General features: G+C 69.9%; 22 protein-coding genes and 5 pseudogenes. 23 read left to right on the top strand and 4 right to left on the bottom strand.

From position 1 onward, the window contains the following. Positions 1-1246: 1246 nt before the first annotated feature. The 4 genes and pseudogenes from ACFXI4_RS35470 to ACFXI4_RS35455 all read left to right on the top strand — a co-directional run. Positions 1247-2176, top strand: coding sequence for a PP2C family protein-serine/threonine phosphatase (locus ACFXI4_RS35470; protein ID WP_384998961.1), 930 nt, complete (start codon positions 1247-1249; stop codon positions 2174-2176). Next, entirely contained in the window at positions 2173-3834 is a 1662-nt protein-coding gene (locus ACFXI4_RS35465; protein WP_384998958.1) for a SpoIIE family protein phosphatase, read from the top strand. The genes ACFXI4_RS35470 and ACFXI4_RS35465 overlap by 4 nt, the downstream gene beginning before the upstream one ends. Positions 3835-4085: 251 nt before the next feature. Beyond that, positions 4086-4508: pseudogene (locus tag ACFXI4_RS35460) on the top strand (PadR family transcriptional regulator); the annotation flags it as partial. A gap of 20 nt (positions 4509-4528) precedes the next feature. Next, positions 4529-5140: pseudogene (locus tag ACFXI4_RS35455) on the top strand (ABC transporter ATP-binding protein); the annotation flags it as partial. Between the two features lie 773 nt (positions 5141-5913). Here the strand turns inward: ACFXI4_RS35455 and ACFXI4_RS35450 are convergent. Both ACFXI4_RS35450 and ACFXI4_RS35445 read right to left on the bottom strand, forming a co-directional pair. After that, positions 5914-7320, bottom strand: coding sequence for an FAD-binding protein (locus ACFXI4_RS35450; protein ID WP_384998955.1), 1407 nt, complete (start codon positions 7318-7320; stop codon positions 5914-5916). A 181-nt stretch (positions 7321-7501) separates the two neighbouring features. After that, entirely contained in the window at positions 7502-8095 is a 594-nt protein-coding gene (locus ACFXI4_RS35445) for a relaxase domain-containing protein (RefSeq protein ID WP_384998952.1), read from the bottom strand. 1044 nt (positions 8096-9139) lie between these two features. On the opposite strand from ACFXI4_RS35445, the gene ACFXI4_RS35440 reads away from it, so the two are divergent. From ACFXI4_RS35440 to ACFXI4_RS35415, 6 genes and pseudogenes are all read left to right on the top strand, one after another. Beyond that, positions 9140-10291, top strand: a complete 1152-nt coding sequence (locus ACFXI4_RS35440) for a sensor histidine kinase (RefSeq protein WP_384998950.1) — start codon at positions 9140-9142, stop codon at positions 10289-10291. Next, entirely contained in the window at positions 10291-10935 is a 645-nt protein-coding gene (locus ACFXI4_RS35435; RefSeq protein ID WP_384998947.1) for a response regulator, read from the top strand. The genes ACFXI4_RS35440 and ACFXI4_RS35435 overlap by 1 nt, the downstream gene beginning before the upstream one ends. An 851-nt stretch (positions 10936-11786) precedes the next feature. Further along, positions 11787-12719, top strand: coding sequence for an ABC transporter ATP-binding protein (locus tag ACFXI4_RS35430; RefSeq protein WP_384998944.1), 933 nt, complete (start codon positions 11787-11789; stop codon positions 12717-12719). Beyond that, complete coding sequence (locus ACFXI4_RS35425; protein ID WP_384998941.1) at positions 12716-13753, top strand: ABC transporter; 1038 nt, start codon at positions 12716-12718, stop codon at positions 13751-13753. The genes ACFXI4_RS35430 and ACFXI4_RS35425 overlap by 4 nt, the downstream gene beginning before the upstream one ends. A gap of 188 nt (positions 13754-13941) precedes the next feature. Beyond that, positions 13942-14169, top strand: coding sequence for a hypothetical protein (locus ACFXI4_RS35420; RefSeq protein WP_384999038.1), 228 nt, complete (start codon positions 13942-13944; stop codon positions 14167-14169). Further along, positions 14073-14441: pseudogene (locus ACFXI4_RS35415) on the top strand (transposase); the annotation flags it as partial. The gene ACFXI4_RS35420 and the pseudogene ACFXI4_RS35415, both read left to right, overlap by 97 nt. A gap of 18 nt (positions 14442-14459) precedes the next feature. Here ACFXI4_RS35415 and ACFXI4_RS35410 read toward each other — a convergent pair. Continuing rightward, positions 14460-14660: pseudogene (locus ACFXI4_RS35410) on the bottom strand (IS701 family transposase); the annotation flags it as partial. A 684-nt stretch (positions 14661-15344) separates the two neighbouring features. On the opposite strand from ACFXI4_RS35410, the gene ACFXI4_RS35405 reads away from it, so the two are divergent. The 3 genes and pseudogenes from ACFXI4_RS35405 to ACFXI4_RS35395 all read left to right on the top strand — a co-directional run. Beyond that, a complete protein-coding gene (locus tag ACFXI4_RS35405) occupies positions 15345-16415 on the top strand; it encodes an NADH:flavin oxidoreductase/NADH oxidase (protein ID WP_384998938.1) in 1071 nt (356 codons plus the stop codon). Between the two features lie 109 nt (positions 16416-16524). Next, complete coding sequence (locus ACFXI4_RS35400) at positions 16525-16860, top strand: TraR/DksA family transcriptional regulator (protein WP_384999029.1); 336 nt, start codon at positions 16525-16527, stop codon at positions 16858-16860. Positions 16861-17045: 185 nt separating this feature from the next. Next, a pseudogene (locus ACFXI4_RS35395) lies at positions 17046-17178 on the top strand (LexA family protein); the annotation flags it as partial. Between the two features lie 332 nt (positions 17179-17510). On the opposite strand, the gene ACFXI4_RS35390 reads toward ACFXI4_RS35395, so the two are convergent. Then, a complete protein-coding gene (locus tag ACFXI4_RS35390; RefSeq protein WP_384998935.1) occupies positions 17511-17717 on the bottom strand; it encodes a hypothetical protein in 207 nt (68 codons plus the stop codon). Between the two features lie 3 nt (positions 17718-17720). On the opposite strand from ACFXI4_RS35390, the gene ACFXI4_RS35385 reads away from it, so the two are divergent. The 10 genes from ACFXI4_RS35385 (at position 17721) to ACFXI4_RS35340 (ending at position 26703) form a co-directional block, all read left to right on the top strand. Then, positions 17721-18209 carry a hypothetical protein gene (locus ACFXI4_RS35385; RefSeq protein WP_384998932.1) on the top strand — a complete coding sequence of 163 codons (489 nt, stop codon included), beginning with the start codon at positions 17721-17723 and terminating at the stop codon, positions 18207-18209. A 119-nt stretch (positions 18210-18328) separates the two neighbouring features. Next, complete coding sequence (locus tag ACFXI4_RS35380; RefSeq protein ID WP_384998929.1) at positions 18329-18634, top strand: MSMEG_0570 family nitrogen starvation response protein; 306 nt, start codon at positions 18329-18331, stop codon at positions 18632-18634. Next, positions 18631-19986: an MSMEG_0569 family flavin-dependent oxidoreductase gene (locus ACFXI4_RS35375; RefSeq protein ID WP_384998926.1), complete on the top strand. Its 1356-nt coding sequence runs from the start codon at positions 18631-18633 to the stop codon at positions 19984-19986. Before ACFXI4_RS35380 ends, ACFXI4_RS35375 begins: the two co-directional genes overlap by 4 nt. 11 nt (positions 19987-19997) lie before the next feature. After that, positions 19998-20813, top strand: a complete 816-nt coding sequence (locus ACFXI4_RS35370; protein ID WP_384998923.1) for an amidohydrolase family protein — start codon at positions 19998-20000, stop codon at positions 20811-20813. A 40-nt stretch (positions 20814-20853) separates the two neighbouring features. After that, positions 20854-21384, top strand: coding sequence for an MSMEG_0572/Sll0783 family nitrogen starvation response protein (locus ACFXI4_RS35365; RefSeq protein ID WP_282703651.1), 531 nt, complete (start codon positions 20854-20856; stop codon positions 21382-21384). Positions 21385-21394: 10 nt separating this feature from the next. After that, on the top strand, positions 21395-22486 hold the full coding sequence (locus ACFXI4_RS35360) for an MSMEG_0568 family radical SAM protein (RefSeq protein ID WP_384998919.1): 1092 nt from the start codon (positions 21395-21397) through the stop codon (positions 22484-22486). Further along, on the top strand, positions 22483-23922 hold the full coding sequence (locus ACFXI4_RS35355) for an MSMEG_0567/sll0787 family protein (RefSeq protein ID WP_384998916.1): 1440 nt from the start codon (positions 22483-22485) through the stop codon (positions 23920-23922). The genes ACFXI4_RS35360 and ACFXI4_RS35355 overlap by 4 nt, the downstream gene beginning before the upstream one ends. Beyond that, positions 23919-24770: a carbon-nitrogen hydrolase family protein gene (locus ACFXI4_RS35350; protein WP_384998914.1), complete on the top strand. Its 852-nt coding sequence runs from the start codon at positions 23919-23921 to the stop codon at positions 24768-24770. The genes ACFXI4_RS35355 and ACFXI4_RS35350 overlap by 4 nt, the downstream gene beginning before the upstream one ends. Continuing rightward, positions 24767-25603, top strand: coding sequence for a carbon-nitrogen hydrolase family protein (locus ACFXI4_RS35345; RefSeq protein ID WP_384998911.1), 837 nt, complete (start codon positions 24767-24769; stop codon positions 25601-25603). The genes ACFXI4_RS35350 and ACFXI4_RS35345 overlap by 4 nt, the downstream gene beginning before the upstream one ends. Then, complete coding sequence (locus ACFXI4_RS35340) at positions 25600-26703, top strand: MSMEG_0565 family glycosyltransferase (protein WP_384998908.1); 1104 nt, start codon at positions 25600-25602, stop codon at positions 26701-26703. Before ACFXI4_RS35345 ends, ACFXI4_RS35340 begins: the two co-directional genes overlap by 4 nt. Positions 26704-26851: the final 148 nt, after the last annotated feature.

The raw sequence follows: 26851 nt of genomic DNA, 5'->3' as shown, positions 1-26851 counted from the left end.
GCCGCCCTGGGCGACCTGGGCGGGCACCCACCCGCTCAAGCACCCCTGCGTCATGGCAACCGAAGAGCGGGAAGAACCGGCGGACCGGATTCACCGACGCATTCGTCGGACTCCCGGATGCCATAGGGGGCAACCACGGAGCCCTGGAAGCATCCCACGGGTCGTTTGGCTATCGCGCCCACGGCGAAGACTACTTCGTCACGGAAGGCACGGAAACGACGTTCTCCCCGTAGCCGCCGGGGACCTTCTGCCGTGCCATGCGTTCGGCCCGCACGACACCGAAGGCCGCTGCCCGCAGGTGCTGCCGTTGAGGCTGACAGCCGTCGTCAGCGGCCGGCCGACCCCAGTCGTAAGCGAAGCCGCCATGCCCACACCGGTCGTCAAGCCGGGGCGATCCAACCCGTCACGCAATCCTCAGCAGACCCCGTCCTCGTCCAATCGCCTTTCGAAATCGCGCACTGAAGCGTGACTGATTGCCACGTCGCGCCTGCTGTGCCGAGCCGGACGGCAGAGAAGCAGCTCGCTTGACGTACCGAATCGCGCGTCGCACAGTTGAATCACATTCCGGTAAACTCCTTCCACCATACGGAACACGAAGGGCGGCAAAGCTGTGATCCCAACAGAGCCGCACATATACCGAAGACGTCACAGCACCGGCGTCGACCCCCACACGGTCTGCCTGCCTGTCTGGGACACACACCAGCCCGACCCCTTGCGCGCTGCGAGCCGTAGTGAGCGGCCGATGCGCCGGGGAGCCCCTGACCGGACTGTACTTCTGGCCGGACGATCACCGGCTTGACCGCCGCCCCACCCAAAGGACTGTTCGCCGGGGGGCGCGCACCGCCGGCGGACTCATTGGGCCTCACCTCACCCCTCCACGCCGCGATGGCACGAAAGCCGCGCCATGTTGATACGACGCAGCCCTTCCAGGCAAACCAGGTCACGCCCCCGACTCGTGATGCACCTGTTCCCGCGCATTCCCGTCTCCAAGCGCGCGGCCAGTGATGGGGCCCGCCTACTCCCAGCATTCAGTCCCGAAGTCCCCCAGCGGCCGAAAGCACATGGCCGCGGCACCGGGCCCTTGGGCATGCGCGGCCACACTGTGCCTCCGCTCCTGCTGATCGCGGCCATCACCTCGGGCGCGTCGTTCGCCCCCATTGCGGTTCACCTGTCCCCACTGCTCGTGGCGGCCCCCACGTGCACGGGAACGTTCGCACGAACACGCTTCACGGCCGTCGTCGCGCTCATGGCAGCCGCGGCAGTGCTCCTCGTGGACCGTCATGACGGCCTGCTCCACTCACCACTGCTGCCCATTCACATCGGATCAGTGCTCATCGTCTCCGCGTTCGTCCTCGCCTCCCGGGCCCTGCATGACCGCGACTTGCGGGAACTGGCCCAAGTACGGGCAGTCTCCGAAGCAGCCCAACGAGTGCTGCTACGGCCAATCCCCTCGAAGCTGGGCCCCTTCCACGTCGCCTCGATGTACCGCGCCGCAGCGGCACACGCGCTGGTGGGCGGTGATCTGTACGCAGCCGCCCGCACCGCTCATGCCACACGCGTCCTCATCGGAGACGTCCGCGGAAAAGGCCTCCCGGCCATCGACGACGCCTCCGCCGTCCTGGGTGCTTTCCGTGAGGCAGCCCAGCAGCACCGCACACTCCCAGAACTTGCGGCCTCCCTGGAACGCAGCGTCCGCAGGCACCTGAGCGAGCTGACTCCCATCGCCCCCGACAGCAACGAGCGGTTCATCACTGCCCTGCTGATCGAACTCCCCGACGACGAAGACATCGCCAGAGTGGTCAGCTGCGGGCACCCGGCACCTCTGCTGCGCCAGGGCAACCAGGTCACCCTGCTGCCCGTCACCCAGGCCGCGCCGCCGCTGGGACTTGCAGCAGACACGCCCAACGCCTTCTGCCTCGACACTGTCGCCTTCGGCCCCGGGGACACCCTGCTTCTCTACACCGACGGCCTGGCCGAGGCCCGCGACTCCGCCGGCGAGTTCTTCCCCGTCCTCGACCGAGCCGATACATGGTCCTGGGACTCCCCCAGGCGCCTCGTACAGCACGTCAGCATCGACGTGAACCGACACGCGGGCAAGAACCTCCAGGACGACCTGGCCCTTGTCGCTGTCCATCGTCCAACGCACCCCGTGCACGCCGGACGAGCGCCACAGTGAACATCAACAGCCCGAAAACCCGCACGCCTCGCAAAGACCCCGACCCCACCGCCACCAACATGCGCACCGTCTCGCAGGCACTGCGCACCACATCAGAAGGGACGGTGACGAGGATGGCCCCACCCAGACTCCTCCTGCTCCGACACGCGAGCGCACTGCTCGCCGTCTATCTCGCCGCGACCTGCGCACTGCAACTGGATGCCTCTGCAGCGGGCTTGGTCCGCTGGTCGGACTACTCGGTCCTGACTCCGCTGATGGCGGCAGCTCTGCTACCCATCAGGCACACCTTGATCGTCGGTGCTTCCACGCTGGCAACCAGTGTGGCCGCCTACGGTTTCGTGATTCCAGGCGTGTCGGAGGGAGGCCGGACGGTTGTCATCGCCGCAGCCCTCCTGTCTGTCGGCATGAGCCTGCTCATCTGCCGAGTCCGGATCGGCCAGAAAGCCGGGTGCGTCTTCGCTGCACGCCCCAGAAGCGCTGAAGAAGCGGGCCGCGTCCTGTCTGCGCCACGTCAGGTCACCGGCGATCCATGCGCTTCCCTGCCGGCGGTCGGACCGCCGGAAGGGCGCTTGCCGCAACCCGCCGCCGTGGAGCTCGCATACTGTCGGGCTGACGACAGAAGGCCGCAGGCCCATTGGCTGGACGCGATCCCACTGTCCGGAGCCCGGGTGGCGCTGGTCGCCGGCAGCGTGACCGAGGGCGGAGACCCAGCCCCCGCCCGGGTACCCGAACTCCGCGCCGCGGTGCGAACGCTGGCAGACATCGACATGCAACCGGAGGAGCTGCTCACCCATCTCCACGATGTCATACGCCGGTCGCGGCCGGACACAAGTGCCCACGACGTTGCGGCAAGCTGCTTGTACGCCGTCTACGATCCCGTCACCGCAAACTGCAGCCTTGCCTGCGCTGGGCATCCTGCGCCCACCGTCATCGCCCCCGATGGCGCGATGACTGCCGTCGACCTTCCTGCCGGAGTACCGCTCGGTCGCGCGCGGGCGAAGGTCGAGACCGCCGACATCCGGCTTCGGAAAGGCAGCGTGCTCCTGCTGCACACGCACGCCGCCAGGCCACCCGATTCCGACACGAAGACCGATGGGCTCAAGGTGCCCGAACGCGTTGTCGAGCCAGAGTCCTCGCTCACAGACACCTGCCGTGCTGCTTTGGAGGCCCTTGTGACAGCGGGAGTACCGCGCCAGCTGTGCGTGCTCGCCGCCCGCACCCGCACACTCGACAGCACCGACGTGGCGACCTGGAACCTCCCGGCCGACCCGGCGGCCGTCTCCGCCGCACGCAAACATGTCACGGCCAAAATGAGCACATGGGGCTTGGAGGGGGCCGCCCCCACCACCGTCCTCATCGCCAGCGAGCTGGTCACCAACGCCATCCGCCACGCCCAGCCACCGGTACGTCTCCGCCTGATCCGCTGCGCCACAGGCCTGACCTGCGAGGTCACCGACGGCAGCACCACATCCCCGCACCTTCGACGCGCCCGCACCTTCGACGAAAGCGGCCGGGGACTGTTCATCGTCGCCCAGCTCACCCAGCGCTGGGGAACCCGCCATCACCCGCAAGGCAAGACCATCTGGGCCGAGCACTCCTTTCAGGCCGACGAACCCATGGAGGAGGAAGGACAAGCCCCGGGGGTCGGGCTCGCGTGATGGACCCGCCACCCACCAGGCGGCGGCAGTGAACCCGCACCCACTTCAGGCACCCGGAGAGGGCACGGCTCCTCGTTCAAAATCGGTCCGCTCGGCAGCCAGGCTGCTCGGCTCCTCGTCGCGGCCGCCAAGTGCAGAAGGCCTTGGCGACACCTCAAGGAATTCGCCGGTCCAGATGCGGTTGTGCAACGCGTTTGCCACTATACACAAGATTTATACACTGTATGTATACGTGGCGTGCAGAGTCAGTCGTGAGCATCGGGCACACCCTGCTCGGGCTCCTTGAGTCCGGCCCGCGCCACGGATACGACCTGAAGCGGGCGTTCCACGAGAAGTTCGGTCATGGCCGCCCCTGCACTGCGTCCGGGTCTACTCGACGGTGCCGCGGCTGTCTGGAGCGCGGGCTGGTCGAGGTCGACGGCATCGAGCCCGGCGGCGGCCCGGGACGCAAGCGGTACGCGATCACCGAAGCCGGGATCATCGACGTCGACAAGTGGCTCGGGCAGCCGCAGAAGCCTGAGTCCTGCCTGCCGAACACCCTCCACACCAAGGTCGTCCTCGCGTTGCTGCTCACCGGGCGCAGCCCCGCCGGCCAGCTCGGCACCCAGCGGTCCGAGCACCTGGGGCAGATGCGGGAACTGACCGAACGCGAACGGCACGGCGACCTCGCGGACCATCATCCGCGTACCCGGCGCTGGACGGCGTGGAGTTCGAGACACGCGCCGGGGGTGGTCGCCGTCACGGGGCCGTCCGGCTCCTGCAAGTCGACGCTGCTGCACTGCCTGGCCGGCATCGTCCGGTCCGACTGCGGCCGCATGCCGTACCGGGAACGGGACCTGAACGCGATGAGTGACGCCGAGCGCAGCGCGCTGCGCCGCGGCGAGTTCGGCTACGTCTTCCAGCTCGGCCTGCTCGCCCCGGAGCTGACCTGCGTGGAGAACGTGGCGCTGCCGCCGCGGCTCAACGGCACCCGGCCCAAGGAGGCCGAGGCGCGCCGGCGAGTGGCCGACCCGGCTGGAGGTCGACGACCTTGTGGGCAAGCGCCCCGATGAGATCTCCGGCGGTCAGTGCCAGCGGGTCGCCGTGGCGGGGGCCCTGGTCACCGGCCCGCGGATGGTCTTCGCCGACGAGCCGACCGGCACCCTGGACTCCCTCAACGGCTAGCGCGGGATGCGCTTGCTGACCGACGCCGCCCGTGACACCAACGCCGCCGTCGTCCTCGTCACGCACGAGGCGCGGGGTGGCCGCCCATTCCAACCGCGAGGTCGTCGTCCACGACGGCAAGTCCGACGACATGAAGCGCGTCGCGCGAGCACCATCGGGGAGGGCACGGTCGGCGCAATGTTCCGGACCTGGGTCCGCGACCTCGGCCTCGACGCCCGCTTCGCGGCGCCCGGCGGCCGCGGGGGTTGGACCCGCACCCTGCTCACCGCGGTCGGCGGCGCGCTGCTGCCGGTCGCGGCCGCCGTGCCGGCCATGCTGAGCGCCCGCAGCGAGCGCGGCTACGAGCGGGACTGCTCCTGGTTCAACGACCGGCCCAAGCAGTCCGCCAGCACGGTGCTGCGCGAGCAGGCCGCCACCGGTTTCCGCGACGACGGCATCCGGGGTCTGCTGCTCAAGGCCGACGGCGACCGGCCGGTGCTGCCGCCGGGCGTCAAAACCATGCCGGCCCCCGGCCAGACGGCGGTCTCCCCCGCGCTGAAGAAGCCGCTCGACAAGCCCGGCAGCACGCTGCTCCGCGAACGCCCTGACTACCGGATCACCGGCACCTCGGCGACCGGGGCCTGGTCGGACCGGCCGAGCTGGCCTACTGCGAGGGCAGCGGCAAACTCGTCCCCCGAAGCGGGGACGCGAGCACCGTCAACGCCACCCGCATCCCCTCCTTCGGGCGGGAAAGGGCCCGTGGCGAGGTCCGCGCCGCGTCCGGTCTCCGCCGGGACCGCCGTCCGCGGCAGCGGCGTCACCCCGAGCCCGCCGGCCACCAGCCGCATCAGCGTGGACAGCCCCGCCGCGGTCGTGGTGGCGGCCGTTCGGCCCCTTGGCCTCGGCACTGGTTCTTGTCCCGAAGGCCGAACCTTGTCAGCCGGGCAGGATGTTGTGGTTCACCCGGAACATGTTGGTGGGGTCGTAGGCCTTCTTCGCGGCGGCCAGACGACGGTAGCGTTCGACGCCGTAGACCTCGCTCAACCGCTCGGGGTCGGTGGCCTCTTCGGTGGAGAGGAAGTTGACCATCCTGCGCCTGTCCGCCCAGGGCTCCATGGCGTCCATCAACGCGTCGAGTTCGCCGCGCAGGAACCCCGCCTGGTCCGGCGCGCCCACGCCGAAACCGAAGAGGACGAAAGGCAGCCCCCGGCTGGAGACGGCGTTGGGTACCGCGGGCTCACGGTCGAGTGCACCGCCGAGCATCCGGATCTCGACGCTGACCAGCGGCGAGTCCGATCCGGGGCCGAGCAGTTCGATCAGCTTGTCGGCCGCCTCGGCGGGGAACGCGCGCAACATCGTCGTGCGGTCGTAATAGGGCATCGGCGCCGGAGGGTCCATGTGGATGGCGCCCATGGCGGTGTAGGGCATCTCACCCACCGTGTCGATGAGCGCAGGGGCGGCCGCGCGCAGGGGTGCGATCAACCGCTCGCCCTCGGCCACCGGACCCAGGTGGGCGATCCGAACGTGTACCACGAACGCCCCCCGGATGGGCTCCGGCAACTCGGGCAGCGGAGGGAGCCGTTGCACGGCGAGCGAAGAGGACATCTCCTCCGGCATCTCCGACTGCCAGGTGCGCCAGGTGTGCAGCACATCGGCGAGGTGTTCGCCGGCAAAGTAGATACCGCCACCGTAGAAACGGGTCAACGGGAACAGATCGAACTCCAGCGCGGTGACAACGCCGAAATTGCCCTTTCCTCCCAGCAGCGACCAGAAGAGTTCGCGATCACTGCCGGCCGTGACATGCCGCAACTCGCCGTCAGCGGTCACCACATCCAGCGAGCGGACGTGGTCCACCGCGTATCCCCGGCTCCGGCCGAAGACCGGACTGAGTCCACCGCCGAGGGTATAGCCGGCCACGCCCACCAGCGGAGCCGAGCCGCTCACCGGGGCCAGACCGACGCCGGCGGCTTGGTCGATCACCTCCTGCCAGACCACTCCGGCCTCGACCCGGGCGCATCGCCGGCCGGCGTCGACAGCGATGCCCTTCATGCGCCGGGTGCTGATCAGAACCCCGCCCCGGGCAGGGTGGACCTGTTGGTGCCCCGTGGTCTTCACCGTCACAGGCCGGCCCTCGCGGGCCGCGAAGCGGATCGCCGCCTGTACGTCGGCCGCGTCGGCGGCACCGACCACGAGCGCCGGCTCCAGGGGGACGTTCAGGTTGTGGATCCGGCACTCGGCGTCGTAACCCTCGTCGCCGGGCAGCAGAACCAGACCGCTCACCAGCGATGCGAGTTCGGCCGCCTCGGCAGGCGAAACGCGTGGGAGCAGATCATCAAAGGCCATGAGTTCCTCGTGAAGTAGTGCCGCAAGGTGAGCGGGCAGCCGCCCGCTGGGTCGTCCCACGTGTGCGAACCGAAGCCGCACGGGGGCGAGAAAGAAGCCGTACGACGGCCGGCGAACGAACACTTACATTATATTAATAATCTAACGCATGGATGCAGAGCGGCCGAGGCTCTCGCCGTTGTCAAGCAGCCGCTCGCGCCCTGACGGTCACCGTCAGGGTGACGCCAGGCACGACATCGTCTCCCCCCGGCACCGGCAGGGCCCTGTCGAAGAAGGGGAGCGGGACGTCGCTCACGCAAGCGGCGCTGAAGCCCGTGCATGACGCGTGCCGGAAGCCCCGGCGCAGGTCCGGTGCGGAACCCGTCGAGGCCGTGTTTCGACGAGTGCGTCCGACGGCGAAGCGTCGGGACAAGTGTCGGTGGCGGACTCGTCGACGGGCTTCGTAGACGTCGGGCTCGCCGATCTTGTTCGCTTTCCCCGGCGGGGTGCCCGTCCAGTCAAGCTGGTCCGGGATTCCAGCGAGTTCCGTCACCGGCCGTTGCCCGGCGGTCGGACAGCGGGGCGCCGTCGCCGGGCTGAGGGCCTGGCAGAGGTCTTCCACCGGGCGCTGGTTGCAGAACTCGGAGAGGGCGACCGCATACTCGAGGAACGGACGGGTGTGCAAGGTCACCCGCCGGCCGTCCACGCGCCGAACTTTGACCGACAGAACCACGTGGTCGTCGGGCAGCGGTCCGCCGTCACGGTCTTCGTAGTGACGGAAGCGAGCCGCGATCACCCCCGCGGCGGGCGCGTTGCACGATGCTGTCGCCGCCGAGGCGAATCCACAGATGCTCCGTCTCGGCTGCGGTCAGGGTCTCGGCGCTGATCCTGGCGTGGAGATCCTCGATGACCCGACGGACCTGCTCCGAGGCAAGCGCCCACAGGGCCTGGACGCTGCCAGGTGGGCGGAAGTCATCATCGTCCCAGGCCTTCGCGCCCTCCAGCGGCTCGATGGTCGGCCGAAAGTCGTAGCGGCCGCGGACAGGTCAGACTTTTGCCCCAAGCGGCGAGCCACAGCGATCCCATAGCGTTCATGTCATGTGCCCCACGTCGTGGGATGGTCTCGCGGTCACTCTCGTTCGGGTTGCTGCAGTGCGCCGGCCTCGCGCGGCAGAGCAGGCTCGCATTCAGGATTACAGACGGTGACGCCTCGTGACCACCTGGGCACCGGCTTGGTCATGAGACTCCACGAAAGGCGCCAGATGCATCGTGCACGACAGATCCACTCCGGTGCCCGTGTCGACGAACCGCCTTCGCCGTCCGGCCAGGGAACCGGTCCCCAGCCGGCGCTGGATCCTGCGGCACCCGCCGCGCACACCCGGCGTCCTCGCCCCGCGGTTCGCCCGTCTGAGTCTGAGGCCCCCGGGCCATGTGGGACGACTTCGCGCGCGGCACCCGGAGCCGGCCGCCGCGCCTGTCCTGACGCCACGGCCATCGGACGGATCCACGCACGGCCATCCGCTCGCGCCATGGCTCCCCGGACCGACCAGCACCCATCCACCCCAGGAGGTTTCCCCATGCCCGACCTGATGCACCGCCTGATCCAGTCAGTCCGCGTCTACACGATGACCGCCTTTGAAGTAGCCGTTCTCGGCGCGGGGGAAGGGCTCACGCCCCCGGATCCGGGACGCGAGGCTGCTGCCGGAACACCCCTCTGGACCCGGCGTGATCCCGTTCCCCGCGCTGCTGCCGCCCCGGGGGCGGCGGCAGCGCATCGATGACACTGGAAGAACAGCGGAGGGCCGCCTGCCCGTCCGGCCGTAGTGGGGAAGACAAGAACGTGAACAACAGCACGAACCGCTTCATGGAGTGGCTGGTGCGCGGCCTGGCCGTGCTGGCAGGCACCGGAGCACTGGGGACAGTGGACCTGGGCTTGGGACTGGCTCACCCGCTCGTCATCCTGCTCGCTGTCACCGTAGCCCTGGTTGCTTCGCGGCTGTCGGGTACCGCGCTGGGCGTGGGCGCGCTGGTACTGGGAGCGGCCATGCTTGCCGCGACAACAGGCCTTCAGGCGGGCGCTGCGAGCGGTGTTCGTCAGGCCCTGCCGTTCGGGCTCACCGTCGTGGCAGTCGCCCTTCTGGTCATCGGGCTGACTGCGTGGCGGGCGGCGCCCAAGCCCACCGCGTTCGCGCTACCGCTCCTGCTGGCGGGGCTGGTGCTGCAGCCTTTGCGCATGTCCTCCGACAAGATGTCACTGGTGGTATTCGCACTCGTCCTTGCGCTGGCCGGCGTCGTCACCGCCGGCACCGGGCTCTGGGTGCGGACGATTCAGATCAGTCGTCGTCGTGGAGAGATGGCCAGGCAGTTGGCGCAGCGCACGAGCATCGCCTCCGATCTGCACGATTACGTCGCCCACCACGTCACCGGCATCGTGGTGCTTGCTCAGGCCGCCCAAAGTGTCGCGGCCCAGCAGCCTCAGGCGGTGCTCCCCGCGCTGCAGCGCATCGAGCAGGCCGGGGACGAAGCGATGACGGCCATCCGCCGCATGGTGACCCTGCTGCGCGAGGCTGGGGCCGAGGCCCGTCTCTCACCACTGGGCACGATCAGCGACATCGCCTCTCTCACCGAGCACTTCACCTCCGCCGACGGCATGCGGGTAGGGCTGAGCGTCGAGGGTGATTTCGACGACGTGCCGATCGATGTCCAGTCGGCCGTGCACCGAGTGGTGACCGAGGCCCTGACGAACGTCCGCAAGCACGCGGAGGGCGTACGGGAACTCGAGATCCTGGTCGGCCGCGATATGCGTTTCGACATGGTGACGGTGGAGGTGGCCAACGACGGTCGCAGCCGCGGCGGCCACTCGTCAGAAGGCGGTTATGGACTGGCTGGTCTGCGGGAACGGGCTGAGGCGCTCGGTGGCTCATTCGTCGCCGGTCCAAGGAGCGAGGGGGGCTGGCGTGTGCAGGCCCGCATACCGGCAGGAGGAGCGTGATGACTATCCGCGTGCTGCTGGCGGACGATCAGGCCATGGTCCGGACCGGCTTCTCGCTGATCCTGGGCGTCGAGGAAGACATCGAGGTGGTGGGGGAAGCGAAGGACGGCGTCCAGGCGGTGGAGATGAGTCGCCGCCTCGAACCGGACGTCGTCCTCATGGACATCCGGATGCCGCGAATGGACGGGCTGCAAGCCCTGCGCGAGCTCAACCGCCTCGGCCATGGCTCCCCCAAGGTCGTGATGGTCACGACCTTCGACGACGACGCCTACGTCTACGAGGCACTGAACAACGGTGCCTGCGGCTTCCTCCTCAAGGACTCCGGGCCGAGGCTGCTGACCGAAGCGGTGCGCGCGGCTCACTCCGGCGAGGCCCTGGTGAGTCCGGCGATCACGGTCCGGCTGCTGAGAGGCATTCATCCGTCGAAGACCTCCCCCACGGTCGTGTCGGTCCTGTCCTCACGCGAGACCGACGTCGTCCGCCTGGTGGCCGACGGCAAGACCAACGCCGAGATCGCGGCAGCCCTCTTCGTGTCCCTCGGCACGGTCAAGACGCATCTGGGCAACATCCAGTCCAAACTCGCCGTACGCAACCGCGTCGAGATCGCACTCTGGGCGTGGCGTTCGGGCCTTGTGAGCGATTAGGCGGGGCCGTACGGGCCAAGGCGGCGTTGCCGTCCGTGTGCCCTGGTCCTGTGCCTGGCGGGCGGACGGCCTTGCCCCCGGGACTTCGGTACGTCCCTGGCATCCCGGGCCCGACGCATGGCCTGGGGCCGGCTGGGTGCCGGCCTCAACGCCGCTTCCTTCGTCGCCGGCGCGATTCCGGCCGCATGCCTGCGCGTCCCCGAACGGGCGGCCCTGCTCTCGCCGCAGGTGACCACCCCCTGCCCGGTCTGGTCAGACCCAGGGTGGCGTCGCCTGTTCGCAGGCCCCTGTCATGCGATGCCTGGTTCAGCCGGTCGGTGCTTGCGGGGCCGGCCATGGGATGGCGGATGTCGCCGACGCCGTGCTCGTCCACCAGCCAGTCGTGACTCCGGGCGTCGCTGTTGCCTGCGTGTCTCCGGACACCGGCCGTCCAGGGCCCTGCGGACCATCCGCCGGGTGACGTGGTCCTGCCCCGGCGACTCACCGCGTACAGAACAACGCGCGCCGATCTGGGCATCGGCATCGGAGGAGGCGGATCAGAGCGCTCGGCCGAAAGTCGTAGAGGGGTGCCACAGATCCAACTTCTGCTCGAAGCGCGGCGACGGGTCGTCTCCGTAACTTACTGGTCACGAGCGCGCCTGGGAACGGATCACTTCCTGAATGCGAGGAACCGTCAGCCGCGCCCGCCATGGAGGACGTGGCCACGCTGGTCGCGGCGTCCTGGAGAAGAGGCGCGCCGTCACCATGACGGCCGCTGAAGTGACCCAAAACCCGTGCATCAAGGAGTGTCAGTGAGTGACACCAGTCAGGGCGCCGCGTATGCAAGAAGCCCGATCAACACAGCCGGCCCCGTGGCTGAGCCGGCGGTGGAGGCCCACGCGGTGGGGCGGAAGTACCGCCGGGGCTGGGCCCTGAGGGACTGCTCGTTCCGACTCCCGGCCGGCCGGATCTGCGGACTGGTGGGTCCCAATGGAGCGGGCAAGACGACTCTGATGTCGATCGCCGCCAACCTGCTGGAACCGACGGAGGGCACCCTCACGGTCTTCGGCGCGCTCCCCCAGTCCGTGGAGGCGGGACGCCGCACGGCCTTCCTCGCCCAGGAGAAGCCGCTGTTTCGCCGCTTCACAGTGGCCGAGACACTGCGTCTGGGCCGCGAACTGAACCACGGCTGGGACCAGCTCGTCGCCGAGCACATCGTCCGCTCGGGCAATGTGCCCATGAACGCCAAGGTCGGCACCCTCTCCGGCGGGCAGCGCACCCGCGTCGCCTTCGCCCTCGCCTTCGGTAAACGACCCGACCTGCTGCTGCTCGACGAGCCCTTCTCGGACCTCGACCCGCTGGTGCGCCACGAACTCATGAGCCTGCTGCTGGCCGAGGCCGGCGAACACGGCACCACAGTGCTGCTGTCCTCCCACATGCTCAGCGAACTGGAGAGCGTCTGCGACTTCCTCCTCGTCGTCTCCACGGGAGGTCTGCGCATGGCCGGTGACGTGGACGAACTCCGCAGCACCCATCTTCTCCTGCAGGACGTCGGCGGCGCCGACTCGGCGGGCATTTCCAGCGAACTCGCCCGCCACACCGTTGTCGAGTGCCATACCAGCGCAGGCCGAACCAGCGCCCTCGTCCGCCCGGGCGGCCCGGTCAGCGACCAGTGGCAGTCCCGCACCCCGGATCTGGAGGAACTCCTGCTCCCCTACCTGCGCTCCCTCAAAGCGCCGCCACTGATCACTCCCGCAGCTCGGGTCCCGGCCCGGCCGCACAGCCCAGGGGGAGCCGCAGCATGAGCAACCTGACCACGCCCCCGGCCGCCGGACCCGGCAGGTCCGCCTCCTCTCCCGCGCCCTCCGCCGCCTCCCGCCGCATCCGAGCTTCCCGGCTCAGCGGCATGACCTGGCTCACCTGGCGCCAGCACCGCGCCGCCTACTGGACCTACCTCGCCGTCACGGCCCTGATCACGGCGTGGATCGCCCACCAGCGCGCCGGCCTGATGGACCACCTGACCGCCCTCGGCTGGCCCGACTCTTCGCCCGACAAGTGGACGGTGGGCATAGAGCCATACGTGCAGCGGACTCTCAAGGTCGGCTTGGCCCTTCTTCCCCTGCCCGTCATCCTCGGCGTATTCCTGGGCGCCCCCCTGCTCGCCGGCGATTTGGAGAGCGGCACCGCCAAGCTCGTCATGTCTCAGTCCCCGCGCCCCAGCCGCTGGCTGACCGCCAAACTCGGGCTCACCGTCCTGGTGGTCGTCGTGTGCACGACGGTCCTCTCCCTCGCCTGCGGCCGGTGGTGGACGCCGCTGATGGAACAGGACGGGAGCATGGGCTGGGACGTGACCGTGTTCAGCAACACCGGACCCGTGCCAGTCGCACTCACCGTCTTCAGCGTCGTCGGCGGCGTCGCCATCGGCATGGTGCTGCGTCGGACCCTGTTCTCCATGGTCGCCACCTTCTTCTTCACCGTCGCCGTCGAGTTGTTCTGGTCCATGAACCGCCTGAACTTGGCCAACCCCGTGAGGATCGCCAATCATTCGGGAGTCAACGGCTCCCTTCCGCCCGTTCCCCCGGGCGGCCTGACGGTGGACAGCGGGTCGTACATCACGAGCTCCGGGAAGGCCCTCCCCATGCACACCTGTCTGCACGAGCCGTCGGCGAAAGCCGTCGACATCTGTCTCCAGAAGAAGGATGTCGTCGGCAAGTCGGTGGACTACCTGCCCCTCTCGCAGCTCAGCAGCACCCAGTGGCTCGACACCCTGTTCCTCTTCGCTCTTGCCGGCGTTGTGACGGCCTTCATCTTCCTCTGGGGCCGCAAGCGCATCGTCTGACATACGCACCCTCGTCGGCGCCCCTGCCGGTCCAGGACTCCAGCAGGTTCGCTGTCTGACCTGCGGGTTTCGCTGGGCGGCTGGGGTGCAGCGGGTCACGGAGCGGTGAGGGGCGGTCTTACGGAGGCCGCCACTCGAACGTGTGTCGTCGCCGTAGGTAATGGCAGCGCCCGGGGAAGCCCCCCGACGTGATCACCGAGCGTGCTGGCGGACAACGGGACCTCGAATTGGACGACCTCTTCCTGGCCGTTGGTCACCGCTTCCGCCGCATCGGGCTCCGCCGCCGCATGCGTGACTACGTGCGTGGTCTCCTCGCCCGGTGGCCCGCAAGAACAACTGGCATCTGGCAGCCGGCCGAGCAGGTCGGCCGTTCCACTCCTGCCGGACTGCAGCATCTGCTGGCCGGCGCCAAGTGAGACCCGACGACATCCGCGACGATCTGCAGGAATACGTCGCTGACAAGCTCGGCGAGGACGAAGGAGTCCTCATCATCGACGACACCGGCTTCATCAGGAAGGGCACCACCTCTGCCGTGGTCCAGCGCCAGTACTCCGGCACCGCTGGACGCACCGAAAATTGCCAGACCGGCGTCTTTGCCGCCTACGCAACCTCCCGCGGCGGGGCCCTGGTCGACCGAGAGCTGTACTTTCCCAAGTCCCGCGCCGAGGACCGTGAACGCTGCCGCGCGGCGAGAGGTCCGCACGAGCCGGGACAGAGCGGGGAACAGGTCGTGGACAGGGTGGTCGATCGGCCAGCGGGTGACGACGGTACGGTCCCGGGTGGTGACCAACACGTGGAGGACGTCCGCCTACTCCGGCTCGAACCGCCAGCCGTTGCTGAAACCGTAGGCGGCGTCCGGCGTCACCCAGCCGAACGGGACCCGGTCGGCGATCGCCTTGGGGACCACAACCGCCGGTCGGTCAGTGTGCGTCCGCGGCCGGTGCGCAGGCCCGGAAGACCCCGACCTGGAATCCTGCCGGGGACACAACGAGAAGGGCCGGCTCAGGAGGGTTTTGCTCCCGGACTGACCCTTCGGCGTTCCAGGGGTTGTGCCACAGGCGTGCCGCTACAGGCCCGCGGGGTCCGTCTCGGACAGTCAGAGGCCACTCTCCACCTTCCTGGATCATTGCACCGAGCCGATCGGCGATGGCCCGGCCCTGATCGCTGGACATGTGCTGACAGATCAGCACGGCGCGTGAACTGCTGTGGCCCGTGCGAGTCATCGGCTCCGGCGTGCTGGCCCCGGCCGGGGAGGCCGGCGTGTTGCCCGTGGCCGGCCGAGCTGCATTTCCATGATCTGCGGCATGAGACACCGGCAGCCTTCCGGACTCGGGGCAGGAAGGTGTGCGAGAGCTGCCAGCCGAAGAGGGCGATCAGGACGACGACCCAGGGGCGCACGCGACCACGGCCCGGGACCGCCACGTGCCCGGACATCCGCACGAATGAGCACGCCTGACCGGTGGTGTGCGCCACGAGCAGCCGGGGTACTCGGGGGGCCACCGTGCGCGGGGCGCCCCGCAGGAACCCAGGCCGCGGACCGACGGCTGCGGGGTACTCGGCATCCCACATCCTCCCTCCTGCGAGGCCTTCGATGAGCCGTCTCTTCTCGCCGCTCACCCTCCGCGGCACGACCTTCCCGAACCGGGCCTGGGTGGCACCCATGTGCCAGTACAGCTCGGTCGACGGCTATCCACAGGACTGGCATCTGGTGCATCTCGGCTCCCTGGCACGCGGCGGGTCCGGCCTGGTCATGCAGGAGGCCACGGCAGTGGAACCTGAGGGCCGGATCACCCCTTCCGACGCCGGCATCTGGGATGACGGACAGGCCGCCGCGTACAAGCGGATTACCGACTTCGTCCACGGGCAGGGAGCCGTTGCCGGCATCCAGATCTCCCATGCCGGCCGCAAGGCGTCGACGGCACCGCCCTGGGAGGGTGACGTGTACGTCGAACCGGAGGCCGGAGGATGGCAGACGGTCGCACCGTCACCGCTGCCGTTCGGCGACTGGCCGGCCCCGCGGGAGCTCGGCGCGGACGACATCCGCGCTCTGGTCCGGGCCTTCGGCGAGGCCGCCGCGCGGGCGCTGTCCGCCGGTTTCGAGGTCCTCGAGATCCACGCCGCGCACGGCTATCTGCTGCACCAGTTCCTGTCACCGCTGTCCAACCACCGCAGCGACGAGTACGGAGGCGATCTCGACGGCCGCAGCCGTTTCCTGGTCCAGGTCACCGACGCCGTGCGGGCGCAGTGGCCGGAGGACCGCCCCCTGTTCGTACGCTTCTCGGCCACGGACTGGGCCGACGGCGGCTGGACCCCGGAGGAGACGGTCGAGCTGTCGCGGCACCTGGTGGCCCACGGTGTCGATCTGGTGGACATCACCAGCGGCGGGCTCGTCCACAACGCCCGTATCGAAGTGGAGCCCGGCTACCAGGTGCCCTTCGCCCGAACCATCCGCGAGGGCGCGGCCCTGCCCGTCTCCGCGGTCGGCCTGATCACCGCACCGGAGCAGGCCGACCAGATCCTCGTGGACCGCTCGGCCGACGCGATCATGCTCGCGCGCGAACTGCTGCGCAATCCGACGTGGCCGCTCCGCGCTGCCCACGTGCTCGGTGACGACGTCCCGTGGCCGAAGCAGTACCAGCGTGGCCGCCCACGTCATCGCTGAGGCCGTCGCCTCCCGAGCACCCGGGAATTCGACACAAGACAATGCTGTTTCCACCAATATGAGCGATCAATGCGTCAATGCCGCTTTTCCCGCACCCCAGGGCGAGTGGATGCGGACGCTGCTCTCGGCCGACCGTGTCAGCACGCTGCAGCAGATATCCGCCCTTAGCCGTGAGTTCGAAGGGATCGTCGAGGCGAACGCATTGGTGGCGATTGACGACGAGCACGACCCGGAGGGGGCGAGCACGGCCTTCGAGCGGGCACACGTCGCCTCCCTGCTGTCCCAGGCGCGCGAGCATCTGAACGATCTCGATCACGCCCTGGAACGGTGGGAGAGAGGGGACTGCGGGCGCTGCGAGCAATGCGGTGAGCCGATCCCGATGGAGCGCCTCGAAGTTCGCCCGGCGGCGAAAACCTGCGTACGCTGCGCACCCGTAGCTCGTTGAAGGGTGGACAGTTGAGGGCGCGACGACATGTCGTCCGTCCCCACCCGTCGTACGCGCGGACGGCGAGTTCCCCCGTCGGCAGCCGTTCAACGTCCGGCCTTCACCCCGCTTGATCAGGAGAAGCCACGGCCTGGCTCATCGGATGCCGCCGACCGCACCGCCGCTACGAACGCGAGGCCGGCCCCGAGGCCACCGTCAAGCGCTTCCAGCGCGAGGACGGCCACGTCTGGCTCCTCCCCCACAACGCGGCCTGCGAGCCCACCCCCGGCGGCGACGCGACCATCAGGCAAGGTCGTCGCGGTACTGCGGCGCGTGTGACGCCTGCTGCGGGCGCTCATCCCGCCCGCCCTCCGACCGGGCCCCGGAACCTCTGTGCCGGTTCCGAGGTCCTGCACTGTCCGGACCCCGGCAGTCTCCCCTCGGACCGCGGGGTGGCCTGACCGGCACCGCTCAGGCCACCCCGCGATCACTCCGTCTCGGCCTCCGCCTGCCGCGCCGCCGCGTCGATCACCGCAAGCGACCTGCCGACCTGGTTCCAGCCCGTGGTGCACCGGAAATCGGGCAGCGAGGACTTCAGACGTCCGCCATACCGCACGGTGGGTCGAACGCTCACACACCTGGGTCATGAACGCCCGTCGGCACGCGCGCGACTACGAACGGCTCATCGAGCACTCGGAATCGCTGACCACCTGCGCCGCCACCACCCTCATGAACAGGCGAATCACCTCGGCTCTGTCGAGCAACCCCCGGACGGCGTCGTTGAATCCTGCCGTGTCGGTCAAGCCGAAGGCCACACGCTGGAGCAGGAATCCGTGCGGCAGACCGCTCAATACCCGTGCGCCGCTCTCCGGCTCCACGTTTTGGACAGCGCCCGCCGCCTGTCCACGGCGCAGTGCGGCGGCGATGACGACACGCCGTTCATGGCGCTGCCGATCTTCCCGAACCGCAACTTCCGGCATGCCACCGTCTTCGGGAACACCGAGGCGGGAATCGAGAAGCCGCAGGACCTCGTCGGCAAGACACTCGGCGAGTTCGCGCTCTTCGGACACGACGCCGGCGTCTGGCCCAAGGGCATCCTGTCGGACGAGTACGGCGTGACCGTCGACCGATGCCGCCGGGTCATCGGCGGCACCGATCATCCCCTCCCCGCGTTCGACCGGACAGGTGCGGCCGTCCGCAGTCGGCAGATCTCGACCGGTACGACTGATTCGACTGATTCGACCGACATGACGGAATCCCGGTCCCGGACGGGAGATCCGGACCGTGCGGAGCGCGCAGCCATGGGCTCGGTAATTCGGTTTCATTTCCGCGGGAACAATAATGCGTCATTGCATCCCGAACCCGCGTGAGGTTCTGGTAACTCCCCTTTATTCCGGATGACTTCGTTCGGAAATCCCCGAGGGCTGGAGTTGGTCTCCACGGACAGCGGCGAGGTGGCAAGACCTCGGCGCCCGGCATGGAGGATGTCATGCCCGAGATGTATTTTCATGTGCGCTGGCCCGATGGCGTGACGCAGCGCTGCTATTCCCCCTCCACGGTAGTCGAGGACTATTTCGTTCCCGGCGGTCAGTACCCACTTGCGGATTTTGTCGAGCGCAGCCGTACGGCACTCGGGATCGCCGGGGAGCGCGTGAAGGAGAAGTTCGGCTTCTTCTGTACCGGTGCTTTTGACCAGCTCGCACAGATCGAGCGGACCGCCGCCGCGTACGCCACCGTCAGCGGTGCCAAGGTCACGGTCGAATCTCTGACCGGCGCCGACGGGAGCGCGCGGTGAGCTCGGCTCCGGCGACACGGCCGGTCGGCGCCCTCCCTCACAGCCTGTCGGGCAGGGGAGGTGCCCCGATCCCGGTGGTCGTGGTCGGTGGCGGTCAGGCGGGGCTCTCGATGAGCTACTGCCTCGGTCGGCGTGGTGTCGAGCACGTCGTCATCGAGGCGAACCGGGTCGGGTACGAGTGGCGGGAACGGCGCTGGGACTCCTTCTGCCTGGTGACCCCCAACTGGCAGTGCAGGCTGCCCGGTTATCCGTATCAGGGCGATGATCCGGACGGGTTCATGGTCCGTGACGAGATCGTCCGGTACCTGGAGGACTATGTCTCCTTCTTCCGGCCGCCACTGGTTGAGGGCGTGACGGTCACCCGGCTGCGGCGCTCGCCGAGAGGAGTGTTCGAACTCTCCACGACCGCCGGGGACTTCACCGCCGGGCAGGTGGTGGTCGCCACCGGCCCCTACCACACGCCGTCCGTCCCGCCGATGGCCCAGCGACTGCCCGACGGCATCACCCAGGTCCACTCCTCCCGCTACCGCAGCCCCGACCAGCTCCCGGAGGGTCCCGTTCTCGTGGTCGGCACCGGCCAGTCCGGCTGCCAGATCGCCGAGGACCTCCACCTCACCGGGCGCCAGGTGCACCTGGCCGTCGGCAGCGCCCCTCGTGTGGCCCGCTTCTACCGCGGCCGCGACTGCGTGGCCTGGCTCGACGAGATGGGCCACTACGACAAGTCCATCGACGAGTTCGACGACGCAGACGCCGTGCGCATGCGGGTCAACCACTACGTCACCGGCCGCGACGGCGGCCGCGACATCGACCTGCGCGCCTTTGCCCGCGACGGCATGCGGCTGTACGGGCGGCTCACCGGAGTCACCGGTACGGGCCTGGAGTTCGCCGACGACCTAAAGGTGAACCTGGACCACGCCGACGCCGTCGCCGAGGGCATCAAGGACGCCATCGACGCGTACATCGCCGCGCACGGCATCGCCGTCCCGACCGAGCCCCGGTACGTCCCGGTGTGGGAGCCGAACGAGCAGCCGCGCGAACTGGACCTGGAGGCCGCCGGTATCACCTCGGTGGTCTGGTCGACCGGCTTCAGGCGCGACCACCGGTGGATCGAGGCCCCCGTCTTCGACGGCCGCGGCTACCCGATGCACTGGCGCGGCGCGACCGGCACGCCCGGCCTGCACTTCCTCGGTCTGCCCTGGCAGTACTCGTGGGGTTCGGGCCGCTTCGAGGCGGTGGGCCGGGACGCCGAGTTCCTCGCGGACCACATCGACGCCTCGCGCCGCCTGGCCGACGTGTGCGGCACGCTCACCGGAGCCCCCAGCGAACTCGCCTCCGCCCTCCCGATCGGCTGAGGAACCACACCATGGTCTACGACGCACACCGCCACATCGGCGTCCTGCCGGCCTATCCCTTCTACGGCGGCCCACCCGTCAACCCGGACACCACCGCGCGCGCCACCGTCAAGCAGCTCATCGCCGACCTGGACGCGGAGGGAACCGAACGGGCTTTGGTCATCCCCAACTACGGCGTACCGGATCCCGCGATTGCCTTCTCCTTCAACAAGCTGGCGCTGGAGGCCGCGCAGAGCGACGACCGGATCCGTGCCGGGTTGTGGGTGTCCCCGCGCCCGGAGGACGCCCAACGCACGGAAGAGGCCCTCCGGTTGGCCGGCGAGCCCGGGGTCAGGGCCCTCAAGCTGAGCTTCCTGCTGGGCGGCCGCCCCACGGACCCTGCCTGCCGCCCCCAGCTAGACCGGATCTTCGCCGAGGCCGCCCGGCACGGCCTTGTCGTCCATGTGCACACCTCTCCCGGCGCCGCCTCCGACATCGACGAGGTCGGCCATCTCGTCGACTGGTACGCCGGTCAGGTGCCCGTCCACCTCGTGCACTTCGGCGGCGGGATGAGCGGCCACATCAAGCTCGTCGGCTCCCGGTTCTTCGACTGGATCAGCGCCGGCAAGCGCGTCTACACCGATCTCTCCTGGGCCATCGGCTTCACTCCCCGCTGGCTGGCCCAGGAGATCGAGCGCCGCGGCATCGGCCACGACCGGGTGCTCTTCGCCAGCGACCAGCCGTGGGGCGACTTCACCGGCGAGTACGCCCGCCTCGCCGAAGCCACCGGTGGCGGCGAACTCGGCGACCTGGTCTTCCGGGACACGTTCGCCGCGCTCTACGACTGACCGCCCCCGACTCCCTTCCCGTACGCACAAGGAGACAGTCATGTCCGAATCCGTCGTCACCGCCGAGCTCTCCGACGTCGAGCAGAAGTCCCTCGACGAGATCCCGCACCCCTCGCTCCCCGAGGGCACCAGCATCTACGGCTCCACCAAGGTCTTCCCCGACTACCGGGCCGAGAACGGCGAGACCTACTTCACCCTCGTCCACGGCATCGCCCACGAGTCCTCGGTCTCCTTCGTCGCCGTCCTCCAGGCCACCCGCGCCCTGCGCAAGGGCTTCGAGACCGCGATCTACTTCTACGGCCCCGGCTCGCTCAACTGCCTCGCCACCCGCGGCTTCCCGACCGTCGGCAACTCCGCCTTCCCCGGCGAGCACAACATCAACAACCAGCTCAAGACGTTCATCGCAGAGGGCGGCAAGGTCTACTGCTGCCGCTTCGGCCTCTCCCTGCACGGCGCCCGCGAGGAGGACCTCATCGAGGGGGTCATCCCCACCCACCCCCTGGACGTCCAGGACGCGCTGATCCACTACGCGCGCAAGGGCGCCATCATCAACTCCACCTACCAGCTGTAGGGAGAACGACGTGAGCGTTGGCACCGGTGACAGCGGTACGGCGGTGGACGTGCGGATCATGACCCGCGCCGAACTCGCCCTGCGCGGCGTCGCGTCGGACGCGCCCGTGCGGCGGCCGGACGGCGCGGGGCCCAGCGACGACGGACATGTCCTCGTCGACGGTGCCAACGCCGCGCTCCCCCGCAACCCCCACAGTCCCTACTCCGTGCGGAACGGCAAGGTGTGGCTCGGTGACGAGGACACCGGAATCTCCTTCACAGCCGTGCAGCGACCGAAGTTCTACGACCTGACCACGGCCGACGGTCTCCGCTACGAGCAGATCGCCCGCCTGCACGGCTCCGACGTCCTGGCCACCACCGTCGTGCAGACCTGCATCCGCTACGCCGAGTCCGACCGCTGCCGCTTCTGCACCATCGAGGAGTCCCTGCGCTCGGGCGCCACCGTGGCCGCCAAGACCCCGGCGCAGCTCGCTGAGGTCGCCGAGGCCGCGGTACGGCTCGACGGCGTGAAGCAGATGGTGATGACCACAGGCACCACCACCGGACCGGACCGCGGCGCCCGCAACCTCGTGCGGTCGGTCCGGGCGGTGCTGGGGGCCGTGCCCGGTCTGCCGATCCAGGTGCAGTGCGAACCTCCCGGCGACCTCGCCTGGATCCGCGCCCTGCACGACGCCGGGGCCACCGCCATCGGCATCCACGTCGAGTCCCTCGACGACGAGGTGCGACGACGCTGGATGCCCGGCAAGTCGACGGTCCCGCTCGCCGAGTACGAGGCCGCGTGGGACGAGGCGGTGCGCGTCTTCAGACCGAACCGCGTCTCCACCTACCTCCTCGTCGGACTGGGCGAGGACCCCGACGAACTCGTCGCCGGCGCGGGCAGGCTGATCGACCGGGGGGTGTACCCGTTCGTCGTCCCGTTCCGCCCGATGAGCGGCACCCTCGCCGCCCGCGATGGCGCCGGGGCACCCCGCGCGGAACACCTGACGTACGTCACCGAGGGCGTCGCCGCGAGGCTGCGCGCCGCCGGAATGAGCGGCGCCGACCAGAAGGCCGGCTGCGCGGCGTGCGGCGCCTGCAGTGTGCTCCAGGCAGCGGGCGGGTGACCGCCGTGTACCTCGACGGTTCCGTGGTCGTGCCGGCCGTGGACAGTCCGCAGGACATCCTGGCCCTGCTGGGCGACCGCAGCACGCTCGCCCGCCGGCCCGCCTTCCGCATAGAGGAGGCGGACGGCACGGCGGACGTGGCCGCCTACCGGGAGCTGCGCCGTGCCGCCTTCGTCCAAGAGCAGGGGCTCTTCGTCCGTCACGACCTGGACGACCGCGACACCGACCCCCGGACCGTCGTCCTGGTCACGAAGGACCCGGAGGGCACCGTGGTCGGCGGGGTGCGCCTGTGCCCGGTCGACGACGGCTCCGACCTCGGCTGGTGGCAGGGCGGGCGCCTGGTCGTCGCACCCCGGGCCCGCGGCCCGCACGGCATCGGCGCGGCGCTCGTCCGGGCCGCCTGTGCCCGCGCCGAGGCGGAGGGCGTGCTGCGGTTCGACGCGACCGTCCAGGCGCGCAACGAGGTGCTGTTCCGGCGGCTCGGCTGGCAGCGGGTGCGGGACACGACGGTCGCGGGCGTACCGCACGTCCTGATGCGCTGGCCGATCGGCCGTATCGCCGCCCTCGCGGCGGCCACGAAGTCCCCCCTTGGACCGCTCCTGACCGCGCTGGCACCTCCCCCGGGCTTCGTCGGTGACGACGGCGCCCCCGTCCCCGGCACCGACGTGATCGCGGCGTGCGACGCGATCGTGCCGTCCATGGTCGAACGGGACCCCGAGTGGGCGGGCTGGTGCGCGGTCCTCGTGAACGTCAACGACCTCGCGGCGATGGGCGCCGCGCCGCTCGGGCTGCTGGACGCGGTGGGCGCTCGCGACGCCGCGCACGCCGCCCGAATCCTGGCCGGACTGGCCCGGGCGGCACAGGCGTACGACATCCCGGTCCTCGGCGGGCACACCCAGCTCGGCGTCCCGGCCGCCCTGTCGGTGACCGCGCTCGGCCGCACAGGCCGGCCGGTGCCCGGTGGCGGCGGCCGCCCCGGTCACGCCGTACGGCTCACCACCGACCTAGGCGGCCGCTGGCGCCCGGGCTACCGGGGCCGCCAGTGGGACTCGGCCAGCCACCGCCGTAGCGACGAACTGCGCACCATGACCGGCGCGGTGGCCGCCGCCCGGCCCGCCGCCGCCAAGGACGTGTCGATGGCGGGAATCGCCGGCACCCTCGGCATGCTCGCCGAGGCGAGCGGCTGCCGCGCGGTGCTCGACGTGGCCGCCGTCCCCCGACCGGGGGGTGCGACCGTGGGCGACTGGTTCACCTGTTTCCCGGGCTTCGCGATGCTCACGGCCGACGAGCCGGGTGCACCGCCCCTGCCCGCCGGGCCCGCCACGGGTGCGGTGTGCGGGGAGCTCACCGAAGGAGAAGGCGTCGGGCTGCGCTGGCCCGACGGAGAGATCACCGAAGCGGTCATGTCCACCGTGACCGGGATGGGGACCGCATGACCACCCTGCGTATGGCCGCCGTCGCCGCCGAATTCGGCCGCGACCTGGAGGAGGACTTCCAGATCGCCGAACGGCTGATCAAGGAAGCCCGGAGGGAGGGCGTAGGGCTGCTGGCGCTGCCCGAGGCGTGTCTCGGCGGGTATCTGCTCAGCCTCGACGACCGCGCCGAACTCGACGAGGGCCCGCCCGCGCTCGCCCTCGACGGCCCCGAGATCCGCCGGCTGGCCTCCCTGGCGGGGGAGATGACGGTCGTCGCGGGATACTGCGAAGCGGCCGGCGAAGCCCGCTACAACAGCGTCGTCTGCGTCACCGGCGACGGCGTTCTCGGCAACCACCGCAAGGTCCACCAGCCACTCGGCGAGGACGCCAGCTACGCCTCCGGGGACCGCTTCCACGCCTTCGACACCCCGGTCGGCCGGATCGGCATGATGATCTGCTACGACAAGGCGTTCCCGGAGTCCGCCCGCGCGCTCGCGCTCGACGGCGCCGCGATCGGGGTCTGTGTCTCCGCGTGGCCGGGATCCCGGACGAGCGCGGCCGCCCGCCTCGAAGAGGACCGCTGGAAACGCCGCTTCGACCTCTTCGACCAGGCCCGCGCGCTGGAGAATCAGATCGTGTGGCTGTCGGCCAACCAGGCGGGCACGTTCGGGTCGCTACGCTTCGTCGGCAGCGCCAAGGTCGTCGACCCCGGCGGCGAGATCCTCGCCGACACGGGTGTCGCCGCCGGCGTCGCCGTCGCCGAACTGAACGTCGCACAGGCACTGGAGACCGCCCGGCGGTCGATGGGGCACCTGCGCGACCGGCGGCCCGAGACCTACGACATACCCACGGGAGCAGTCAGCGCATGAGCACGATCCGGATCGCGGCCGCGGCCGCCCACTTCGGCCGCGACCTGGAGTTCGACCTGGCCCGCATCGCGAAGCTCATCGACGACGCGCGCGCCTTTGGCGCCGGTCTGCTGGTCCTGCCCGACGCCGCGCTAGGCGGCTACCTCGCCGACCTGCGCCACCCCGACCCCGGGGCCCTGCCGCCGGCTCTGAAGCCGGACGACCCGCTGATCCTCCAGGTCGCCCGCCTGGCCGCCGAGATGGTGGTCTGCCTCGGCTACTGCGAGGACGGTGGCGACGAGCGCTACAACGCCGCGGTCTGCGTCAGCGGCGACGGTGTCCTCGGCCGCCACCGCAAGGTCCATCTGCCGGCCGGCGAGGTCGCCGCCTACGCGGCCGGTGACCGCTTCGACGCCTTCGACACACCCGTCGGCCGCATCGGCATGCTCATCGACTACGACAAGACGTTCCCCGAGTCGGCCCGTTCTCTGGCGTTGGACGGCGCCGAGATCCTCGCCTGTCTCTCCGCCTGGCCCACGTCCCTCACCAACCGCGCCCCGCGCATGGCCCAGGACCGCCAGGCCAAGCTCTTCGACCTGTACGACCAGGCCCGCGCCGCCGAGAACCAGGTCGTCCTCGCCTCCTCCAACCAGACCGGCGCCATGGGCGGCATGCGGTTCCTCGGCCAGTCCAAGGTGGTCGGCCCGGGCGGTGACGTCCTCGCCCGCACCTGGTCCAAGGCCGGCCTGGCGGTCGCCGAGACCGACGTCGCCGAGGAGATCGACCGCGCCCGCCGCATTCTGCGCCACCTCGACGAACGCCGGCCCGGCGCCTACCGGGAGGACCGCACGTGAAGATCGCTCTGCTCAGCTACTCCACCAAGCCGCGCGGCGGCGTCGTCCACACCCTCGCCCTCGCCGAGGCGCTCGCCGCGGCCGGGCAGGACATCACGGTGTGGACGCTGGGCCGCGGCGGTGACGCGGGCTTCTTCCGGCCGGTCGACCCAGCCGTACGGCTGCGGATCGTACCGTTCCCGGACGGCCCGCCCGAGGAGTCCGTCGGCGAACGGATTCTGCGCTCCATCGCCGTCCTGGGCAAGGCTTTCGAGCCCTGTGCGATGGCGTACGACGTCGTCCACGCCCAGGACTGCATCAGCGCCAACGCGGTCGGTGGCCGCTGCATCCGCACGGTCCACCACATCGACCGCTTCACCACCCCCGAACTGGCCGCCTGCCACGAGCGGGCCATCGTCGAACCGTACGCGCACATCTGCGTGTCGACGGCCGTCGCCACGGAACTGGCCGACGGCTGGGGCATCAACGCGGCGGTCATTCCCAACGGAGTGGCCTACGACCGTTTCGCCACCACCGCGCCGGCCGCCCGCGCGAACTGGCGTGCCCGTCTGGGCCGTTACGTCCTTACCGTCGGTGGTATCGAACCCCGCAAGGGTTCGCTGGACCTGCTGGAGGCGTACGCCCGACTGCGCTCCGCACACCCTGACGTACAGCTGGTGATCGCGGGCGGCGAGACCCTCTTCGACTACCGCGACTACCGAGCCCGCTGGGAGACACGCGCAGCCGAACTCCGCCTCGAACCGGTCGTGCTGGGCCAGGTCGCCGAGGACGAGCTGCCGCCACTGGTGGCCGCCGCCTCCGCTTTCGCCTTCCCCTCTGTCAAGGAGGGCTTCGGCCTCGCCGCGATGGAGGCACTCGCCGCGGGAGTTCCGCTGGTCGTACGCGATCTGCCCGTACTGCGCGAGGTGTTCGACGGCGCCGCCCGTTTCGCGACCACCCACCGGGACCTGGCCGCTGAGCTCGGTGCCGCGCTCACGTACGACACCCCCGCGCGCCGGGCCAGGGGCCGCCGACTCGCCGCCCGCCACACCTGGGCCACCGCTGCGGAACGTCACCTGACGTTCTACGGCTCTCGGCTGAAAGACATCTCACGTGCCTGAGCGGCTGTCGTCCTTCCGGCCTTGAGGGCTGCGTTTCCGCTGGTCAGGAATAGGGTCGGCGGCCTCGGGGAGTGGTTACGCGTCGAGTTGTCGCTCTGGGGAGGTTGGGGATACCGTCGGTCGTGGGGTTGCTGGAACAGCGCGAGCT

Source organism: Streptomyces sp. NPDC059224, assembly GCF_042754285.1.
Classification (GTDB): Bacteria; Actinomycetota; Actinomycetes; order Streptomycetales; family Streptomycetaceae; genus Streptomyces.
Note: the sequence above shows the minus strand (reverse complement) of the source record. Positions and strands in the feature narration are given on the sequence as shown.

Excerpts from the sequence above, each read along its gene's own strand:
- ACFXI4_RS35345 (WP_384998911.1), top strand. The coding sequence starts at position 24,767 with ATGAGCACGATCCGGATCGCGGCCGCGGCCGCCCACTTCGGCCGCGAC.
- ACFXI4_RS35435 (WP_384998947.1), top strand. The coding sequence starts at position 10,291 with ATGACTATCCGCGTGCTGCTGGCGGACGATCAGGCCATGGTCCGGACC.
- ACFXI4_RS35380 (WP_384998929.1), top strand. The coding sequence starts at position 18,329 with ATGCCCGAGATGTATTTTCATGTGCGCTGGCCCGATGGCGTGACGCAG.
- ACFXI4_RS35400 (WP_384999029.1), top strand. The coding sequence starts at position 16,525 with ATGCGGACGCTGCTCTCGGCCGACCGTGTCAGCACGCTGCAGCAGATA.
- ACFXI4_RS35350 (WP_384998914.1), top strand. The coding sequence starts at position 23,919 with ATGACCACCCTGCGTATGGCCGCCGTCGCCGCCGAATTCGGCCGCGAC.
- ACFXI4_RS35425 (WP_384998941.1), top strand. The coding sequence starts at position 12,716 with ATGAGCAACCTGACCACGCCCCCGGCCGCCGGACCCGGCAGGTCCGCC.
- ACFXI4_RS35470 (WP_384998961.1), top strand. The coding sequence starts at position 1,247 with ATGGCAGCCGCGGCAGTGCTCCTCGTGGACCGTCATGACGGCCTGCTC.
- ACFXI4_RS35370 (WP_384998923.1), top strand. The coding sequence starts at position 19,998 with ATGGTCTACGACGCACACCGCCACATCGGCGTCCTGCCGGCCTATCCC.
- ACFXI4_RS35450 (WP_384998955.1), bottom strand. The coding sequence starts at position 7,320 with ATGGCCTTTGATGATCTGCTCCCACGCGTTTCGCCTGCCGAGGCGGCC.
- ACFXI4_RS35405 (WP_384998938.1), top strand. The coding sequence starts at position 15,345 with ATGAGCCGTCTCTTCTCGCCGCTCACCCTCCGCGGCACGACCTTCCCG.
- ACFXI4_RS35365 (WP_282703651.1), top strand. The coding sequence starts at position 20,854 with ATGTCCGAATCCGTCGTCACCGCCGAGCTCTCCGACGTCGAGCAGAAG.